Below are 17,666 nucleotides of genomic sequence, written 5' to 3' on the forward strand. Positions count from 1 at the left end.
GGCCACCGGGAACACCAATGACCACGAAGGAACACGAAGCGCTTGGTGTTCCGTCCCGTCATCGGTGTTCTTCGTGTTTCTGATCCGCGACCGATGTGGCGTCCCGAGGACATCTTCCTTCCCGCCGCGAGCGGGCGCGGAACGGTGCAGGTCACCTGGCTCGGCACGGCGGGATTCGCGATCGAGCACCGCGACCACGTGCTCCTGCTCGATCCGTACCTGACCCGCGCCTCGCTCTCCCGCTGCCTGCTCGCGCCGCTACGCGCCGATGCGGCGCTGGCCCGCCGGGTGACGCCGCGCGCCGACGCCATCGTGCTCTCCCACACCCACTTCGATCACGCCCTCGACGCGCCGCTGATCGCCCACCAGACCGGGGCGCGGGTCTTCGGCTCGCGCTCGGCGCTGCACCTGTGCCGCGCCCACGGCGTGCCCGAGGCGCAGCTCGCGTGCGTCGAGCCCGCCGCCGGCGGCGCGCCGCAGCGCGCCGAGGTGGGTCCCTTCCGGCTGCGCTTCTGGCCGAGCGCGCACTCGGCGTTGTTGCTCGGGCGGGTGCCCTTCCCGGGTGAGATCGCCGACTGCACCGACGTCCCGTTGCGCGCCGAGGGGTACCGCTGCGGCGCGGTGTTCGGGCTCGAGATCGAGGTCGGCGGCCGCCGGCTGTTCCACGTCGGCAGCGCCGAGCTGGTCGAGCGCGGCTGGCGCGTCGGCGCCGTCGATCTGGTCCTCGCCTGCGTCGCGGGATGGACCGCCAGCGAGCGCTATCCCGAACGGCTGCTGGCGGCGCTGTCGCCCGGCATGGTGCTGCTCCACCACTGGGACAACTTCCTGCGCGGCCTCGACCGCGGCGTCCAGGCCCTGCCGGCGATCCGCATGCCGCGCCTCGTCGACCGACTGCGCGCCGCGGCCCCGACGGTCCCGGTCGGCGCGCTGCCGCTGCTCGGCTCGCTGCGCCTCTGAGGCGGCGCCGCGCCGCCGGCGTCCGGCCCTGCGAACCGCCGCAGCGCCTGCCGCGTCAGGCGACGCGGCGGACGCCTCGCCGCAGCAGGATTTCTGATGCCACCCATTCGCAGACGGCGCGGCGCGGGCCATTCGCCGCGGAATTTCGCTCGAACGCGAAAATCGTTGTTGCGGGCGCTCCGCTCGTCAGGTAGCAGCGCACGCGCGTTGCGGGAGCGCAACGACGACGCCGCCGCGAATGGTGGTTCGGATCGGAGACGACAAATGGTGTACGGGGCGGCAGTTCGATGGACCGTTGCGCTCGCGGCGGGCGTGGTGCTGTGGGGCGCGGGCGGGGCGGCGGCGCAGATCACGGCGGATCCGCAGTGCGCGACCATTCCGCAGACCTCGACGAACTACGCGCTCAGCGTCATGCTGCCGAAGTTCGACGCGTCGCTCGGCACCCTGACGGTGGTGAAGCTGACCCTCGAGGGCACGCTGGTGCAGACGATCAAGATGGAGAGCACCGACAGCTCGCCGCAGACGGTCACCGGCACCGGCAGTGGCACGATCAGCGTGACGCTGCCGACGCCGACGGCGTTCAGCGTCTCGCCGGTGAATGCCGTCACCCACATGTACAGCGCCTTCGACGGCACGGTCGACTTCATGCCGCCCTCGGGCAGCACCGACAGCGGACTGACCAATACCAAGACGGCGACCATCGCATCGTACACGCCGGTCAGCGACTTCGTCGGCAGCGGCAGCATCACCCTGCCGGTCGGCGCCACCGGCAGCTTCTCGACCGGCGGCGCCGGCAATGTCATCACCCAGGTGACGACCACCGCCGGCGCCACGGTGTGCGTGCAGTACACCTACGTGCCGCCGACCCCCACGGCCACCGTCACCCTCACCCGCACCTCGACGGCGACCCGCACGGTGACCACCACGCCGACGATCACGCCGACGACCACGGTGACGCTGACCCCCTCGATCACTCCGACGCCGGCGAGCACCCTCACGCCCACGCACACCCGCACGCCGAGTCACACCGGCACGGTCACCAACACGCCGACCATCACCCTGACGCCCACCATCACCAACACGCCCGCGAGCACGGCGACGCGAACGGCGACGCGCACGGCTTCCAGCACGCCAACCGCGTCGTTGACCGCGACGGCCACCAGTACCCGCACGGTCAGCCAGACGCCGACGGTGAGCGGGACCGCGACCGCCACCGGGACCATCACCTCGACCCCGACCGCCACCCCCTTCTCGACCATCGTCCTCTGCGACGAGAAGGCGCTCACCGCCACCGACTGGAGCGACACGCTGACGATCGGTCAGTTCGATCCGGCCGTCGGCACCCTCGTCAACATCAAGATCACGGTCGAGGGCGCCATCGAGCAGAACGTCAAGCTCGAGAACCTCGACGCCACGGCGGTCACGGTGGGCGTCACCGGCGGCGCGACGATCACCCTCACCACGCCCGACATGGCGCACGTGATCGCGCTGCCCACCTACACCCAGAGCTACAACCTGGCCGCCTACGACGGCACGTTCGACTTCCAGCCGCCCTCCGGCATCACGGCGCCGACGCAGACCGCGTCGGACACCGCCACCGAGGCGTCCTACACGCCGCTCGCCGACTTCATCGGCACCGGCACGGTCAGCATGCCGGTGACCGCCAAGGCCAACTTCCAGGCCAACGGCGCCGGCAACCTCGCGACCCAGGTCGCGACGACCGCCAGCGCGGTGGTGTGCGCCGCCTACACCTATCTTCCCCCGACGCCGACGCCGACGGCGACCAACACCGCCACCAGCACCGCGACGCCCACCGCCTCGGCGAGCGCGACGCCGACGTTCACGCCGACCTGGACCGCGACGCAGACCGAGGCGGCCACGCCGACCTCGAGCGCGACGCAGACCCAGGCGGACACGGCGACGGCGACGCGGACCGCGACCGCGACCTCCACGGCGACGGCAACCTCCACGACGACCGGCACGGCCACCGCGACGGCGACGTCCACGGCCACGGGCACCGCCACCGCGACGGGGACGCCGACGCAGACGGCGACGCCCGCCGGCACCGTGCAGCTCGGACTGACCAAGGAGCTGGCTGGCCCGATCGTCACTGGCCGCACGGCGACGTACCTGATCACCGTCCGCAACCAGGGAACGCGCGCCACCGTCAGCTCGGTGGTGGTGACCGACACCCTGCCCAACGGCCTGACGCTGCTCTCGGTCAGCGGCGCGGGGTGGAACTGCGCCGCCTCGAGCCCGCCGTCCTCGGTCTCCTGCACCTACGCCGCCAGCATTCCGGCCCAGTCCGCGGCGCCGCCGATCACGCTGGAGACCCAGGTCACCTTTCCGGCCGGCACGGAGATCGTCAACACCGCCACGGCGAGCGGCGGCGGCGGCGACCAGCCGGCCACCGGCGGCAGCTCGGGCCTGGTCTCGAACGTCGCCCCCGCGCCGGCGATGACCGCGCTTGGCGGCGGCTTCGCGCTCGCGACGTTGATCGGCATCGCGGCCCGACGCTGGCGCGCGGCGCGGCGGCGAGGGTAGCTTCGATGGGGCAATGGAGACTCGACGCGCAGACGCGAAGACCTGATCCCAGGATGAGGGGGCCTGGCGTTCGCCGCCGGACGCCGATTGCGGTTGGCATTGGCGAACCGCGCGACCGGCTCCGATTCTCTGCGTCCCTCGACGCTCTTGCGCCTCCGCGTTGATCCTCCTCTGTCAAGACCACGGCTGGCTTCGATGCCAGTGGGGGAGGGTTGCGTTCAGCCGGCACGCACGCGCGCCGAGGCGGAGACACGCGGGCTGTGATTGCCGAGCTGCGGGCAACCTGGGGACCGCGCTGCCTGCTGGCTGCGGAATTCGACGACCTGCTTGTCCACCTGACGGCGCTTCCCGCCGCGCGCCGTGGCGCGACGGCTGAGGCCGGCGATGCGGCGGCGGCATCGCGCCGCGCCGCCGCTGCTCAGCGCGGCGCGGCGGCCTGGCGCAGCAAGCGGTCCCATGCCGTTCGCTCGCGCTCGAGGGTGAGCGACTCGGCGACCCGCCGCGCGCCGGCGGCGAGGCGTTGGCGCAGGCCGGCGTCGGCGTCGAGCGTTTCGAGCCCGCTGCGCAGCGCCGCCGGCGTCCACGCCGGCAGAACGTAGGCGCTCTCGCCGTGCGTGAACAGGTCGGCCATCGCGCCGACCCGGGTGCAGAGGATCGCGCGGCCGGCGGCGGCCGCCTCGAGCACGGCATTGGGACAGCCGTCGGCCAGGCTCGGCGCGACGAAGACGTCGAGGGTCTCGAGCGCGTTCAGCGCCTCCGCGCGCGGCAACGGACCGCGGATCGCGACTCCATGGGCGCCGGGATCGGTGCAACTCCTGACGAAGGCGCCGAAGAGGCGCACCCGATCGCGCAACGCCGGGGCATCGGCGACGGCGCGCAGCAGCAGCTCGATGCCTTTCTTCGGCTGGAAGAATCCGACCGCGCCGAACAGCGGCGCGCGCGCCGCCGGCGGCCGCCAGCGGCGCTGCAGGATTTCCGGCTCGACGCCGTTGTGAATGATGGCGGTCGGCGGCATCACCGGCGCCGCGGCGCGCGCCAGGGACTCGAGGTCGCGGGCGACGAAGGTGGCGGCGCGCGCCACCCGCAGGCAGTGCTGCAACAGCGGCAGCCAGCGGGCGTCGTGCAGGTTGCGGCCGGCGTCGTTGCCGCGGAAGCCGAGGACGAGCGGGACGTCGCGCTGGCTGGCGACCAGCGCGCTCGGGTACCCGGCGGCGGACGGAAACAGCGAGACGATGATCTCCGGCCGGTGCTCGTCGGCGAGCTGGGTGAGGCGCAGGTAGGCGCTCTCCAGCCGGCGCGCGGTCGTCCGCAGCTCCTCGGGTAGGGCGGCGGTGAGGATGTCGGCGTGCGGGATCAGCTCCAGGGTCACGCCGGCGCGGTCGAGCGTCGTCCGCTCCGCCGGCACCTGCGCGTCCTCGCGGTAGGGGCCGGCGCCGTCGAACACGACCACCGTCACGTCGTGGCCGAGCCGCGCCAGGCCGTCGGTGATGCGCGCCACGGAGAGCGCGAGACCGCCGCGGTGCAGGTGGGCGTGCTCCGGGGTGGTGACGAGGATCCTCATGCCCGATGGACCGCTTGGGCGGCGCGCCCCGGAGCGCCTGGACGGAAGCCGGCTCCGCCGGCGAGTCGCTGGCCGCGCACGCGCGGTGTCTACACGGCCGCGGCGCGGAGCGCGAACGCCGGTGGGCCGCGGCGCGGCGGACGCTCAGCGCCGGCGGGTGCCGCCGACGTCGGCCAGGAACTGGCGCAGCGGCGCGAAGCCCGGCAGGGCGTCGTAGGTGCGGAAGTCCTTCGCCGGCGCCGGGCCCCGTTCGCTGGCGAGCACGCCGGCGACGACGCCCATGAGGGCGAAGAAATTCTCCTCCGTCGGCGCGCGCCGGAAGCGGGCGAGGAGCTCGGCGCCGTAGGGCTCGAACCAGCGCATCTGCTTGGCCGTGCGCCGCCGGCGCTCGAGGGTGGCATAGCGCTCGTAGAGCGAGGCCGGCGTCCAGTGCGCGCCGTGCCGGCCGAGCGTGTCGACCTCGCCCGACCCGGCGCCGGCCTTCACCCGCCGCACCTCGTAGCCGTCGGCCACGAACGCGGCCACCTGTTCGACCTCGAGGCTGTCGTTGGCGGAGAACGGGTAGCGTCGGGTGACGGCGTGGCGGAAGATCTTGACGCCGCGGAGGCGGCAGCCGAGATGGACGTCGAAGAGATAGGCGACGACCATCGCCGTCTGCGGACCGGCGCCGTCGATCCAGTCGTGCAGGGTACGGACGGCGGGCGGATCGAGCAGCATGTCCTCGTCCACCTGCACGTAGTAGGGCGTCCGGCAGTCGTCGAGCATGCGCTGGAAGGCGGCGTGCATCGGCGCGACGTGGTCGATCACCTGCAGCGTGAAACGGCAATCCTGCGCCCGCAGGTGCGCCATGCAGTCGGCGAAGGACGGCGCGCCGACGGTGGTCACGAACACCGTCACCGCCGCGCTGAGGTCGGCGCCCGGCTCGCTGCGCGCCTGCTGCGTCTCGGACACGCGCCGTGTCTAGCGAGCCGGCGCCGCCGTCGCCAGCGCCGCGGGCGCCGTGTCGGGCGCCGGCGCGAGCGCCCGACCCCTCACAGCGGCCGCAGGTCGATCGGCAGGCCGTCGAGCGGCTTGGAGATCGGCGCCTGCTGCACCGGCATGGTGTAGCCGGCGGGGACCGACCAGCGGTAGCGCAGCACCAGTTGGTGCAGGATCGATTTGATCTGCAGGTCGGCGAAGTGCATGCCGAGGCAGAGGTGCGGCCCGCCGCCGAACGGGACCCAGGCATGGGTGTGGCGCTGGTCCTCGGCGCGGTCCGGCGCGAAGCGTTCGGGGTCGAAGCGCGTCGGCTCGCTCCACCATTCGGCCATGTGGTGGGTGTGGATCGGCGAGATCACCACCATCGCGTTGGCCGGGATGCGGTAGCCGGCCCAGTCGAAGGCGCGGGTGGCGACGCGCGGGATCACCGGCAGCGGCGGATAGCGGCGCATCGTCTCCTTGATCGCCCAGGTCATCGCCTCGAGCCGGTCGAGATCCTCGTAGGCGAGCTCGGCGCGGCCGAGGGCGCGGCTCTCCTCGCGGATGCGCTCCTGCCACTGCGGGTGCGTCGCCAGCTCGTAGGTCAGCGAGGTCAGGGTGCTGGTGGTGGTGTCGTGCGCGGCCATCATGAGGAAGATCATGTGGTCGACGATGTCGGCGTCGGAGAGCGCCGCGCCGTCCTCGCTGCGCGCCCGCACCAGGCGGCTGAACATGTCGCCGCCGTGGCCGGCGCGCCGGGCGGCGAGCAGGCCGGAGAAGTAGCGCACCAGCCGTTCGCGTCCGACCAGGCCGCGGTAGAACTCGAGGCCGGGGATGCGCAGCCGCAGCTTCGACATCGACGCGGCGACGAGATCCTCGAAGACGCCGTTCATCGCCGTCGTCTCCGGGCCCAGCTCGACGCCGACGAAGATGCGCGCCGCGATGTCGAGCGTCAGCTCCTTGTAGGCGCGGAAGGCGGGGAAGGGCCGCGGCCCGCCGGCCCACCGCGCCAGCCCCTCGCCGATCAGCGGGTTCATGCGCTCGCCGTACTGCCGCAACGCCGGCCGGGTGAAGGCCTCGCGCATGATCTTGCGGTGCTGCTTGTGCTCATCGCCGTCGCGCAGCAGCAGGCCGTTGGGGAAGATGCGGCCCATGATCTGCATCCACGGCCGGCGGGCGGAGAAGAGGCGCTCCTTGTCGAGGAGCACGAAGCGATTGGCGTCGGGGCCGAAGAGATTGACGTACTGGATCAGGCCGAGGTCGAGCAGCACCACCGGCCCGTAGCGCTCGTGCATCCGGCGCAGCCGCGACAGCATGTCGATGCGCTCGCTGCGCCCGCCGAGCAGGGCGCGCGCCAGCTCCCAGCGGGAGGCGCGCGGCACCGCCGCGGCGGCGGTCGGGGGGAGGGCGGCGTCGGCGTCGAGCGGCAGGGACATGGGGTGCACTGTAGGCCCGAAAGCACGCGTCCGATCAACCGCTCGCATGCGAATTGTCGACGCGGAGCCGTTGCAGAGCGTCGGTCAGATCGGGCGGGTTCCGTGGCCCGTCACGCCGTCCGGGCGCGGATGACGGCCGGCTCCCCGTCGCGCGCTCGGCGGATGATGGCTCAGCGCCACGAGTCGTGCGCGTAGGGATGGTACGAGTAGCCGCTGTAGAAGGCGAAGTGGCCGAGGTAGCGGGCGGCGTTCGCCAGCCGGGTCAGCCCATTGGCGCGCGAGGCGGGGAACACCACCAGGCCGCTCATCCCCCAGGCGAGCCCGGTCGCCAGCGAGCGCAGGAGTTGCTCGCTCGGGCGGAGGTCCGGCGTGTCGGCGGCGTAATAGCGCGCCGAGCTCATGCCGACCAGGAAGCGGCGGCGCAGGTACCAGCCGACGGTGGTGCGATTCGGCGGCAGATGCTCCCAGACCAGGGCGGTGTCGACGGCGACGATGCGGACGCCGGCGGCGCACAGGCGAACGAAGAGGTCGGTATCCTCGCCGCCGCTGAGCGCGAAGCGCTCGTCGAACGGGCCGGGAAGCGCCATCAGGCGCTCGCGCCGCAGGAGCGCGTTGCCGGTGCGGAAGCCGCCGCGTTGGAGCACCGTGCCGGTCGGCCGGCGGGGGCGGTCGAAGAAGCCGCCCTCGATCATCCAGCGCGGCGTCGCGTCGTGGAAGCGCGGCAGCACCGGACCGACGCCGCCGTCGGCGCCGTGGCGCTCCACCGCCTCCAGGAGGTCGATCAGCCAGCGCGGATCGGCCTCCTCGTCGTCGTCGATGAACGCCACCCACGTGCCGCGCGCCGGCGCCACCGAGCAGTTGCGCGCCTGGGCGATGCCGCGCCGCGGCTCGACGCGGTACTCGACGGCGATGCCCTCGGCGCGCGCCTGGCGGACGGCGGTCTCGCCGCTGCCGGCGGCGTCGTTGTCGGCGACGATGATCTCATGGCGCGGCGAGGCCGGGTCGAGCCGCCCGAGCGAGCGCAGGAGCCGCAGCAGGCCCGCGGGCCGGCGGAAGGTGGCGACGCAGATGCTGACGTCGATCATGGCCGGTCCGCCGGCTGCGCCCGGGCGCGCGCCGCCGCGGCGACGATCGCGGCGCGCTCGCGGGCGATGAACTCGGCGTCGTCGCGCGCCAGGTCGCTGCCGTAGAGCTCGAGCAGCAGCTCGCGGGCGGCGACCTTGGCGGGAATGTTGCGCGACAGGCCGTCGGTCTCGTGGTAGCGGACCAGCGCCTCCTCGAGGTGGTGGAACGCGCAGCGGCGCGACAGGCGGATGAACAGCTCCAGGTCCTCGAGCGCCGGGAACGCTTCGTTGAACCCGCCGACCGCGACGAGGTGCTCGCGGCGGATGACGGTGGACTGAATGCCGAGGCCGCACACCTGGTAGAAGCGCGTCGCCGGCGCGAGCAGCACCCCGGGGGTGAGATCCGGCGAGCGATGATGGAGCGCCTGTCCGTCGCGCAGCACGCGTTCCATGTCGGAATAGACGACACCCACCCGCGGCGGGCAGGCGGCGAAGACCCGCATGTGGCGTTCGAGCTTGCGCGGCAGCCACTCGTCGTCCGAGTCCTGGAAGGCGAGGAAGGGCGCCGCGATCTCGCGCATGCCGGCGTTGCGCGCCGCGGCGGCGCCGCGGTTGGCGTCGAGGCGGAGGTAGCGGAGCCGCGGATCGGCGAAGCGCGCCACCACCGCCGCGGTATCGTCGGTGGAGCCGTCGTCCACCACCACGAGCTCGAAGTCGTCGTAGGTCTGCGCCAGGACGCTGCCGATGGCGCGCCCGATGAGCTCGCCCCGCTGGTAGGTGGGCAGCACGATGCCGACGGTGGGCATGGCGTCGATCAGTCCTCGCCGCCGCGATCGCCGCGCGGCGCCGGCGGTCGATAGCCGCGCGCCAACGCCTCGTAGAGGCAGCCGAGCCACAGGTTCAGCTCCCAGCGGGCGTCGAAGGCGCGGCGCGCGTCGGCGGCGCGGCGCGCGGCGGCCAGTCCGACGACGCTGCGCGCCAGGCCGCGGCCGATCGCCGCCGCGCCGCGCGGCACGTGCGGGCGGCCGGCGCGCGCCTGTTGCCGGGATTCGCGCCGCACGCAGCGCCCGAGGTGGAAGGCGCGGCGCAGGATCCAGGCGCGGGTGAGCTGCCGCGGGCGGACGATGTGGTGGACCAGCGCGTCCGGGCAGTGCCAGCAGCGGACCCGCTCGGCGATCGCCAGGCGCAGGGTGAGCTCGGTCTCGCCCCCCATCGCGTAGGTCGCGGTGCGGTCGGGCCCGATGCGCTCGTCGAAACGGTGGCCGCGATGGAACCACTCGGCGCGCACGGCCATGTTGGGGCCCCAGATCTTGTTCGCCTCGCACGGGCCCTCGATCGCCGCCGGGTCGGATTCGCTGAACAGCGGCGCGGCGCGGCCGGCGTCGCGGATCCACTGCGCCGGCGGCGCGTCCCACTGCGCCACGATGCGGCCGCCGAAGATGCCGAAATCGGGATGGGTGTCGGCGGCGGCGCGCAGGCGAATCAGCCAGTCGGGGGCCGGCAGGCTGTCGTCGTCGGTGAACACGGCGAGGTCGCCCGCCAGCTCGCGCAGGCCGCGGTTGAGCGCCCGGTTCTTGCCCCGCCGCGGTTCCGACAGGAGCTGGAGCGGCAGGCGGTCGGCGAACCCGGCGGCGACGGCCGCGGAGCCGTCGTCGCTGCCGTTGTCCACCACCACCAGCTTCCAGCCGCCGGGCGGCGGCCGCAGCCGCGCGTGGGCATCGAGCACGCGCGGCAAGGTCTCCGCTCCATTGTGTGTCGCGATCAGCACGGTCAGCACGGCGCTGTTCCCACCACCCCGCAGCTCCATTCTTCGTGCGCCGCGGAGTGTCAAGTCAGCGGGGACGGGATCACGCCCCCTGTCGCCCGATGACGTGGCGCGCTACACAGCGGTCGGGAGGCGGGCATGACGACCAAACTCACGATGCTGCTGCTGGCCCTGGCGCTGCTACTGCCGGCGGCGGCGCGGCCGGCGCGGGCCGACGAGGAGCTGCGGCGCGACGCCGCCGCGGCGTTGCAGAAGCTGTGCGCCGGCAACAGCGCCGCGGCGCTGCTGCGCAAGAAGGCGACGGGCATCCTGGTGTTCCCGCGGATGCTGAAGGCCGGGTTCCTGTTCGGCGGCCAGATCGGCGACGGCGTGCTCTTCAAAGGCGGCCGCGCCGTCGGCACCTACAACTCGGTGGCGGCCTCCTACGGCCTCCAGGCCGGCGGCCAGACGTTCGGCTACGCGATGTTCTTCATGAACCCGGCCGCGCTCGAGTACCTGAACCAGAGCGGCGGGTGGGAGGTGGGCGTCGGCCCGAGCATCGTGGTGGTGGACGAGGGCATGGGCAAGTCGATCACCAGCACCACCCTGACCAACGACGTCTACGCCTTCATCTTCAATCAGAAGGGCCTGATGGGGGGCCTCGGCATCCAGGGCTCGAAGATCACCCGCACCGGCGACTGACCGGCCGCGCCGGCTTTGAATCCATGGCGAAGGAGCGTCCCATGTTGCGACCGATTGCCCTGCTGTCCTGCTGCGCCGCGCTGCTCGCCGGCGCGCTGGCCGTCCACGCCGCCGAGCGCGGCGGCAGCGCCACCCTGGAGGCGGATCGCGCCCTGCTGGTCAACACCGTTCGCGCCAACCGGCGGGCGCTGGTGGCGGTGAACCTCAACCTGAGCAGCGAGCAGGCGGCGCAGTTCTGGCCGCTGTACGATCGCTATCAGACGGAGATCACGGCGATCGGCGACCGCGGCCTCGCCGTGGTCGCCGATTACGTCGATCACTACGCCGAGCTCTCGAACGACAAGGCGCTCGAGCTGATGACCGACTATCTCGCCGCCGAGGCCGAGCGCCTCAAGGTGCGGCAGAGCTACCTGCCGGAGTTCGCCAAGATCCTCCCCGGCCGCACGGTGGCGCGCTTCTACCAGATCGAGAACAAGATCGACGCCGTGCTGCGCTACGACCTGGCGGAGTCGATCCCGGTCCTCGAGCAGTCGCCGGCGTCCGGCAAGTGAACGACCACCCTCGAGGCACGCCTCGTTCTCGCTTCGCCAACGCCCTCGACAACGGGCGGCTCGCCGCCGCCGGCGAACGACATCGCTCCTCTGGGTTCCGCGCTGACGATGCTCCGTCGGATCGTTGCTAGTCCCAGGGACGGAAGTCCGGGAACGCCACCGTGACGCCGACGCGGACCGTGGTCTGTGGCGCGAGCGGCGCGAACTGGCGGTAGGCCGTCCACTCGCCGCTGACGAAGACGTTGATCGGCGGCGTGTCCTCGCTGAGGAAGACGCGGCCGATGCCGGCGCTGAGCGGCAGCACGGTCGCGTCGCCGCGTCGCCAGCCCATCGTCCAGGTGGCGTCGGCGGACTTCGCGTACCAGCCGCCGCCGACGCTCACCAGGAGGATGGGCTGGAAGAGCAGCGTGTTCAGCGCCGCGCGGTCCGGCGACGTGTAGGCGAACGACACCGGGTTCTGCAGCAGGCAGCCGGCGAGCAGCCAGGGCACGCCCTTGTAGATCGCGCCGAACGTCGGGCCGACCTGCCACGCGCCCTGGCCGGCGTAGCGGTTGGTCGCGGTGGGAAAGATGAACAGCGGCCCGAGCGCCAGGCGCAGCCCGAGCGACGGGTCGGGCCACGGCAGGACGGCGACGTCGAAGAGCTGCAGGTCGCCCAGGCCGGTGCGCGTCGCGCCACCGCGACCGGTCGGCGCGGTGACGAGAAAGAGACTCGGACGCACCAGTTGCACGAACGGCAGCAGCGGCAGGCGCGGGATGCGCGGGATGATGGCGCGCGCCACGACGCGGTTGGCCGGCGCCTCGGTGCCGTAGCTCACCGGCGTGTAGGCGTCCTGCAGGAAGAGCTGCGGCAGCGTCGTCAGCGGATCGGAGAACTCCTTCTCGAGACGCTGCAGGCGCGTCTCGGCCTCGGCGGCGCGGGCCCGCTGGTCATGGGCGATGACCATGACCAGCGCCGCGCAGAGCGCCAGGGACGCGCCGCGAACGCCGAACATCGCGCGCCGTGACCTGCGCCGCATCCCCTCGCCCATGCGGTGGCGGGCGGTGCGTCACGCCTTGCCCGCCAGCAGCGCCTTCTTCGCCGCGGCCAGCTCCGCCAGCTTCGCCTTGTCGACCGTCGGATAGCGGAGGTCGAGCGACGCCAGCGTGTCGACGACCGCGGCGGCGACGACGACGCGGGTGAACCACTTGTTGTCCGCCGGAACGACGTACCACGGCGCGTCCGCCGTCGCGGTGTGGCGGATCATGTCCTCGTAGGCGCGCATGTAGTCCTTCCAGAAGGCGCGCTCCTTGATGTCGTTGGCCGAGAACTTCCAGTTCTTCTCCGGGTTCTCGCAGCGCTGCAGGAAGCGCTTCCTCTGCTCCGCGTTGGAGACGTGGAGGAAGAACTTGCGGATCACCACGCCGTTGCGCGTCAGATAGCGCTCGACGCTGCGGATGTCCTGGTAGCGCTCCTTCCAGATGTGCTTCGTCACCACCTGCGGCGGCAGCTTCTGGGCGGCGAGGAACGCGGGGTGCACGCGCACCGCCAGCACCTCCTCGTAGTAGCTGCGGTTGAAGATGCCGATGCGGCCGCGCTGCGGCAGGACCTTGAGGCAGCGCCACAGGAAGTCGTGGTCGAGGTCCTCGGCCGAGGGGGATTTGAACGAATAGACCTCGCAGCCCTGGGGGTTGACGCCGGACATGACGTGCTTGATGGCACCGTCCTTCCCGGCCGCGTCCATCGCCTGGAAGATCAGCAACACCGCCCAGCGATCCTGCGCGTAGAGGCGGTCCTGCAGCTCGGCGAGCGCCTCGACGCCCACCGCCAGCGCCTCCTTGGCGCGCGGCTTGTCCTCCGAGGTGAAGCCGAGGGTGTCGCCCGGATCGACGTCCTTCAGCCGAAAGCGGTCGCCGTCGTCGACGCGGAAGGTCTCGATCAGCTTGCGCGCCCGCTTGACCAGGGCGTCGAGGTCGACCTCCGGCGCCTTGGCCATCGCGCCGGCGCGGGCATCCATCCGTTCCGTGAGCACTTTCTTCAGACCCATGACTCTCCCTCCGTTGTCGGGCGCGGTGGCTCGCGTCGTCGTTCGCCCCGCGCCTTCATGCATCGACCCGCCTCACCCGTTGTCGCCGGCGGTGTCGGGACGCCGGCGCGCGGCGCCGCCGCGCCGGCCCCAGCGCCAGCCGCTGATCTCCGGCATGTCGTCGCCGTAGCGGGCGATGTACTGCTTGTGCTCGAGCAGCTTGTCGCGGATCGCCTGTTTGGCGTAGGCGGCGCGCGCCGCCAGCCGGGGCACGCGATCGATCACGTCGCTGACCAGCGAGAAGCGATCGAGCTGGTTGCGCACCACCATGTCGAACGGCGTCGTCGTCGTGCCCTCCTCCTTGTAGCCGCGGACGTGCAGGTTGTCGTGTCCGCTCCGGCGGTACGTGAGGCGGTGGATCAGCCAGGGATAGCCGTGGAAGGCGAAGATGATCGGCTTGTCGACGGTGAACAGCGCGTCGAAGTCCTGATCGGTGAGGCCGTGCGGATGTTCGCTCGGCGGCTGCAGCTTCATCAGGTCGACGATGTTGATCACCCGCACCCTGAGCTCCGGCACGTGCGCGCGCAGCAGGTCCACCGCGGCCAGCGTCTCCAGCGTCGGCACGTCGCCGCAGCAGGCCATCACCACGTCGGGCTCGCCGCCGCGGTCGTTCGACGCCCACTCCCAGATGCCGATGCCGGCGGTGCAGTGCTTCACCGCCTCGTCCATGGTCAGCCACTGCGGCGCCGGCTGTTTGCCGGCGACGACGACGTTGACGTAGTTGCGGCTGCGCAGGCAGTGGTCGGTCACCGACAGCAGACAGTTCGCATCGGGTGGCAGGTAGACGCGGATCACCTCCGCCTTCTTGTTGACGACGTGGTCGATGAAGCCCGGATCCTGGTGCGAGAAGCCGTTGTGGTCCTGGCGCCACACGTGCGAGCTCAGCAGGTAGTTGAGCGAGGCGATCGGCCGCCGCCACGGGATCTGGTGGCAGACCTTCAACCACTTGGCGTGCTGGTTGAACATCGAATCGACGATGTGGATGAACGCCTCGTAGCAACTGAAGAAGCCGTGCCGGCCGGTGAGCAGGTAACCCTCGAGCCAGCCCTGGCACTGGTGCTCGCTCAGCACCTCCATGACCCGGCCGTCGGGCGCCAGGTGGTCGTCGTCGGGGTAGATGTCGGCGACGTAGCAGCGGTTGGTCACCTCGAGGATGTCCTGCCAGCGGTTGGAGTTGTTCTCGTCGGGGCTGAAGACGCGGAAGTTGCGGCTCGGCAGGTTGAGCTTCATCACGTCGCGCAGGAACGCGCCCTGGACGCGCGTCGCCTCGGCGGTCGTCGCTCCCGGACTGGGCACCGGCACGGCATAGTCGGCGAAGGCCGGCAGCCGCAGGTCGCGCAGGAGCAGGCCGCCGTTGGCGTGCGGATTGGCGCTCATCCGCCGTTCGCCCTTGGGCGCCAGCGCCGCCAACTCGGGGCGCAGGCGCCCGTCGGCATCGAAGAGCTCCTGCGGCCGGTAGCTCTTCATCCACCGCTCGAGGACGCGGACGTGCTCTGGCTTGTCCATGTCCGCCATCGGCACCTGATGGCTGCGCCAGTAGTCCTCGCACTTGAGGCCATCGATGCGCGGCGGACAGGTCCAGCCCTTGGGCGTGCGCAGCACGATCATCGGCCAGCGCGGCCGGCGGACGATCGCCCGCGGCGCCCGCGCCGCGGCCCAGATCGCCCGGATCTCGGCATGGCAGGCGTCGAGGGCGGCCGCCATCTGCTGGTGCAGCGGTTCCGGATCGTGGCCGGTGACGAAGTGCGGCCGGTAGCCGTACCCCTCGAGCAACTTGCGCAGCTCGTCCTCGGGGATGCGCGCCAGGAAGCAGGGGTTGGCGATCTTGTAGCCGTTGAGGTGGAGAATCGGCAGCACGGCGCCGTCGCGCGCCGGGTTGAGGAACTTGTTCGAGTGCCAGCCGGTGGCCAGCGGGCCGGTCTCGGCCTCGCCGTCGCCGACGACGCAGGCGACGATCAGCTCGGGGTTGTCGAAGGCGGCGCCGAAAGCGTGCGAGAGGGCGTAGCCGAGCTCGCCGCCCTCGTGGATCGAGCCCGGGGTCTCCGGCGCGACGTGGCTCGGGATGCCGCCGGGGAAGCTGAACTGCTTGAACAGCCGCTGCATGCCCTCGGCGTCCGGCGTGATGTTCGGATAGACCTCGCTGTAGGTGTGCTCGAGCCAGGCCTGGGCCACCAGGGCCGGACCGCCGTGGCCGGGGCCGATCACGTAGATCATGTCGAGGTCGTGCGCGACGATCAGCCGGTTGAGGTGAACGTAGATGAAGTTGAGCCCCGGCGTGGTGCCCCAGTGGCCGAGCAGGCGCGGCTTGATGTGCTGGCGCCGGAGCGGCTGGCGGAGGAGTGGGTTGTCGAGCAGGTAGATCTGGCCGACCGACAGGTAGTTCGCGGCCCGCCAGTAGGCGTGCGTGCGGCGCAGCAGGTCGGGCGACAGCGGCCCGCCGGTGGCGCGCCGGCGGAGCGGCGGGGACGCCGCCGCCTTCCCGACCTGTCGCGCGGCGCGCGGCCGCCGCGCGGACGGGGACGCCGGCGCTCCTGTGGGTCGTGCCATCGCGTGCTCCTTTCGTTCAGCCGCCGAGCGCGATCGCGGTGCCGACCAGGGCGAGGCCGACGACGAGGAAGGCGAACCCGGCGCGCCAGCGGTTGGTGAAGCTGTAGTGTCCCCACTGATAGCCGACGGCGAAGAGGCCGCCCAGCAGGAGGAGATTGGACACCCGCAATGCCCGGGTCGGCGAATCGATCACCAGAAAGGGCAGCGCGGCGGGCACCGAGGTCAGCATCACCAGGAGGGCACTGGCGATGGCGCCGTAGACGTCCTCGCGGTGCAATCCCAAGCGTCCGATGGGGACGCGCAGGGCGGCGCCGCGCACCAGGGCGAGGAGCTGCGCGCGCTCCTCCGGGGTCGCCGCCGCGGTCACGGCGCCGCCCACGGCGTCCTCCACCGCGTCGTCCACCACCGCCAGCGCCGTCGCCTCGTCGGGAGCGGCGTGCAGGGCGCGCAGCCGGCGTTGCGAGCGGCTGCGTTCGAGCAGACACGTCGTCAGGTACATCGCGCCGTCGATCAACCCCCAGGCGATGTTGCAGCCGATGGTCGCGATCAGCAGCCCGCGGGTCGCCTGCGGTCCGTCGCCGACGGCGAAGCCGGCGGTGAGCGTGAAGGTCAGCACCATGATGAGGCCGAACAACACCTCGTTCAGCCGATCGGCGGGCTCGAGATAGCGCTGCAGGAGGCGTTCCCGCGGCCGGGCGGAGGACGCCGGCGCCGAGCGCGGCGCGGCGGCGGTCATCGCTGCGCGAGCCACCGCGCGTGCTGATCGCGGAGCAGGGTGATCGCCTCCCCGGCGGTGTCGACGCAGTGCGGGATGTCCAGGTCGGCGGGACTGGCGAGGGCGAGGTCCGGTCGCAGCAGGTAGCGGCGCGCCCACTCCACGAGCTCGCGCCACATCGGCCCGACCAGGATGAGCGGCGTGCCGTAGAGCTGCCGTACCTGCAGGAGCTGCCATACCATCGCCAGCTCGAGCACGGTGCCGATGCCGCCCGGGACGACGACGAAGGCATCGGAGGCGATCACGAAGTGGTGCAGGCGCGAGAAGAAGGTCCCGTGCTCGTAGACCTCGTCGACGAAGGGATTGGTGTCCTGCTCGAACGGCAGGTGGATGCGGATGCCGACCGACTGCCCGGCGGCGCCGACGCCCGCCGAGGCCGCGCCCTCGTTCGCCGCCTGCATCAGGCCCGGCCCGCCGCCGGTGATCACCGTGCAGCCCATGCGCGCCAGCTCGGCGGCCAGGTCGCGCACCGCGCCATAGACCCAGTGATCGCGCGGAATCCGTGCCGAGCCGAAGAGGGTGACCCGGAAATCGTCGCGGCGCGAGGGGCGCAGGCGGGTGAGCGCGTTCACCACCTCCCACAGCCGCAGCACCGATTCGCGGACCAGCGCGGCGACCTGCTGCTCGTCGGCCAAGCTGACCAGGGTGGACTGCGAGTCGGTCCGGGTCTCTTCCATCACCACCTCTGCTCCGCTTTTGACAGAATCACGCCCGCCCACAAGGCGGGACCGGGTGCCGCGGCGCCCGCTTTTGTCTGTCGGTC

At 72.1% G+C, this 17,666-nt stretch carries 15 protein-coding genes; 4 read left to right on the forward strand and 11 right to left on the reverse strand.

The window, feature by feature from the left end; genetic code table 11:
- Nucleotides 1–93 precede the first annotated feature (93 nt).
- Both KF840_06905 and KF840_06910 read left to right on the forward strand, forming a co-directional pair.
- Nucleotides 94–957 (forward strand): MBL fold metallo-hydrolase, encoded by an 864-nt coding sequence (locus KF840_06905; GenBank protein MBX3024622.1) that lies wholly within the window; start codon nt 94–96, stop codon nt 955–957.
- A gap of 312 nt (nt 958–1,269) precedes the next feature.
- A complete protein-coding gene (locus tag KF840_06910; protein MBX3024623.1) occupies nt 1,270–3,501 on the forward strand; it encodes a choice-of-anchor E domain-containing protein in 2,232 nt (743 codons plus the stop codon).
- A gap of 418 nt (nt 3,502–3,919) precedes the next feature.
- Here the strand turns inward: KF840_06910 and KF840_06915 are convergent, their stop codons facing one another.
- The 6 genes from KF840_06915 to KF840_06940 all read right to left on the reverse strand — a co-directional run bounded on the left by KF840_06915 (nt 3,920) and on the right by KF840_06940 (nt 10,296).
- Complete coding sequence (locus tag KF840_06915; protein MBX3024624.1) at nt 3,920–5,062, reverse strand: glycosyltransferase family 4 protein; 1,143 nt, start codon at nt 5,060–5,062, stop codon at nt 3,920–3,922.
- Between the two features lie 144 nt (nt 5,063–5,206).
- Nucleotides 5,207–6,013, reverse strand: coding sequence for a hypothetical protein (locus KF840_06920; protein ID MBX3024625.1), 807 nt, complete (start codon nt 6,011–6,013; stop codon nt 5,207–5,209).
- Between the two features lie 80 nt (nt 6,014–6,093).
- Nucleotides 6,094–7,455 (reverse strand): cytochrome P450, encoded by a 1,362-nt coding sequence (locus tag KF840_06925; protein ID MBX3024626.1) that lies wholly within the window; start codon nt 7,453–7,455, stop codon nt 6,094–6,096.
- A 170-nt stretch (nt 7,456–7,625) separates the two neighbouring features.
- Complete coding sequence (locus tag KF840_06930; protein MBX3024627.1) at nt 7,626–8,540, reverse strand: glycosyltransferase; 915 nt, start codon at nt 8,538–8,540, stop codon at nt 7,626–7,628.
- Nucleotides 8,537–9,325: a glycosyltransferase gene (locus KF840_06935; GenBank protein ID MBX3024628.1), complete on the reverse strand. Its 789-nt coding sequence runs from the start codon at nt 9,323–9,325 to the stop codon at nt 8,537–8,539. The genes KF840_06930 and KF840_06935 overlap by 4 nt, the downstream gene beginning before the upstream one ends.
- A gap of 8 nt (nt 9,326–9,333) precedes the next feature.
- A complete protein-coding gene (locus KF840_06940) occupies nt 9,334–10,296 on the reverse strand; it encodes a glycosyltransferase family 2 protein (GenBank protein MBX3024629.1) in 963 nt (320 codons plus the stop codon).
- 126 nt (nt 10,297–10,422) lie between these two features.
- Between KF840_06940 and KF840_06945 the strand changes: the two genes are divergently transcribed.
- On the forward strand, nt 10,423–10,965 hold the full coding sequence (locus KF840_06945; protein MBX3024630.1) for a lipid-binding SYLF domain-containing protein: 543 nt from the start codon (nt 10,423–10,425) through the stop codon (nt 10,963–10,965).
- A 41-nt stretch (nt 10,966–11,006) separates the two neighbouring features.
- The gene (locus KF840_06950) at nt 11,007–11,516 is read left to right on the forward strand and encodes a hypothetical protein (GenBank protein ID MBX3024631.1); all 510 of its coding nucleotides are present in this window, start codon (nt 11,007–11,009) and stop codon (nt 11,514–11,516) included.
- Between the two features lie 127 nt (nt 11,517–11,643).
- Here the strand turns inward: KF840_06950 and KF840_06955 are convergent, their stop codons facing one another.
- From KF840_06955 to KF840_06975, 5 genes are all read right to left on the reverse strand, one after another.
- Nucleotides 11,644–12,510 (reverse strand): hypothetical protein, encoded by an 867-nt coding sequence (locus tag KF840_06955; protein MBX3024632.1) that lies wholly within the window; start codon nt 12,508–12,510, stop codon nt 11,644–11,646.
- A gap of 54 nt (nt 12,511–12,564) precedes the next feature.
- Nucleotides 12,565–13,491 (reverse strand): polyphosphate kinase 2 family protein, encoded by a 927-nt coding sequence (locus KF840_06960; protein MBX3024633.1) that lies wholly within the window; start codon nt 13,489–13,491, stop codon nt 12,565–12,567.
- Nucleotides 13,492–13,614: 123 nt separating this feature from the next.
- Complete coding sequence (locus KF840_06965) at nt 13,615–16,128, reverse strand: phosphoketolase family protein (protein ID MBX3024634.1); 2,514 nt, start codon at nt 16,126–16,128, stop codon at nt 13,615–13,617.
- 16 nt (nt 16,129–16,144) lie between these two features.
- Nucleotides 16,145–16,879: a VIT family protein gene (locus KF840_06970; GenBank protein MBX3024635.1), complete on the reverse strand. Its 735-nt coding sequence runs from the start codon at nt 16,877–16,879 to the stop codon at nt 16,145–16,147.
- Nucleotides 16,861–17,580 carry an LOG family protein gene (locus KF840_06975; protein ID MBX3024636.1) on the reverse strand — a complete coding sequence of 240 codons (720 nt, stop codon included), beginning with the start codon at nt 17,578–17,580 and terminating at the stop codon, nt 16,861–16,863. The genes KF840_06970 and KF840_06975 overlap by 19 nt, the downstream gene beginning before the upstream one ends.
- Between the last annotated feature and the right edge of the window lie 86 nt (nt 17,581–17,666).

Source organism: bacterium (assembly GCA_019637795.1).
Taxonomy (GTDB): domain Bacteria; phylum Desulfobacterota; class Binatia; order HRBIN30; family CADEER01; genus JAHBUY01.

Excerpts from the sequence above, each read along its gene's own strand:
- KF840_06905 (MBX3024622.1), top strand. The coding sequence starts at position 94 with ATGTGGCGTCCCGAGGACATCTTCCTTCCCGCCGCGAGCGGGCGCGGA.
- KF840_06915 (MBX3024624.1), bottom strand. The coding sequence starts at position 5,062 with ATGAGGATCCTCGTCACCACCCCGGAGCACGCCCACCTGCACCGCGGC.
- KF840_06925 (MBX3024626.1), bottom strand. The coding sequence starts at position 7,455 with ATGTCCCTGCCGCTCGACGCCGACGCCGCCCTCCCCCCGACCGCCGCC.
- KF840_06930 (MBX3024627.1), bottom strand. The coding sequence starts at position 8,540 with ATGATCGACGTCAGCATCTGCGTCGCCACCTTCCGCCGGCCCGCGGGC.
- KF840_06935 (MBX3024628.1), bottom strand. The coding sequence starts at position 9,325 with ATGCCCACCGTCGGCATCGTGCTGCCCACCTACCAGCGGGGCGAGCTC.
- KF840_06945 (MBX3024630.1), top strand. The coding sequence starts at position 10,423 with ATGACGACCAAACTCACGATGCTGCTGCTGGCCCTGGCGCTGCTACTG.
- KF840_06950 (MBX3024631.1), top strand. The coding sequence starts at position 11,007 with ATGTTGCGACCGATTGCCCTGCTGTCCTGCTGCGCCGCGCTGCTCGCC.
- KF840_06955 (MBX3024632.1), bottom strand. The coding sequence starts at position 12,510 with ATGTTCGGCGTTCGCGGCGCGTCCCTGGCGCTCTGCGCGGCGCTGGTC.
- KF840_06960 (MBX3024633.1), bottom strand. The coding sequence starts at position 13,491 with ATGGCCAAGGCGCCGGAGGTCGACCTCGACGCCCTGGTCAAGCGGGCG.
- KF840_06965 (MBX3024634.1), bottom strand. The coding sequence starts at position 16,128 with ATGGCACGACCCACAGGAGCGCCGGCGTCCCCGTCCGCGCGGCGGCCG.
- KF840_06975 (MBX3024636.1), bottom strand. The coding sequence starts at position 17,580 with ATGGAAGAGACCCGGACCGACTCGCAGTCCACCCTGGTCAGCTTGGCC.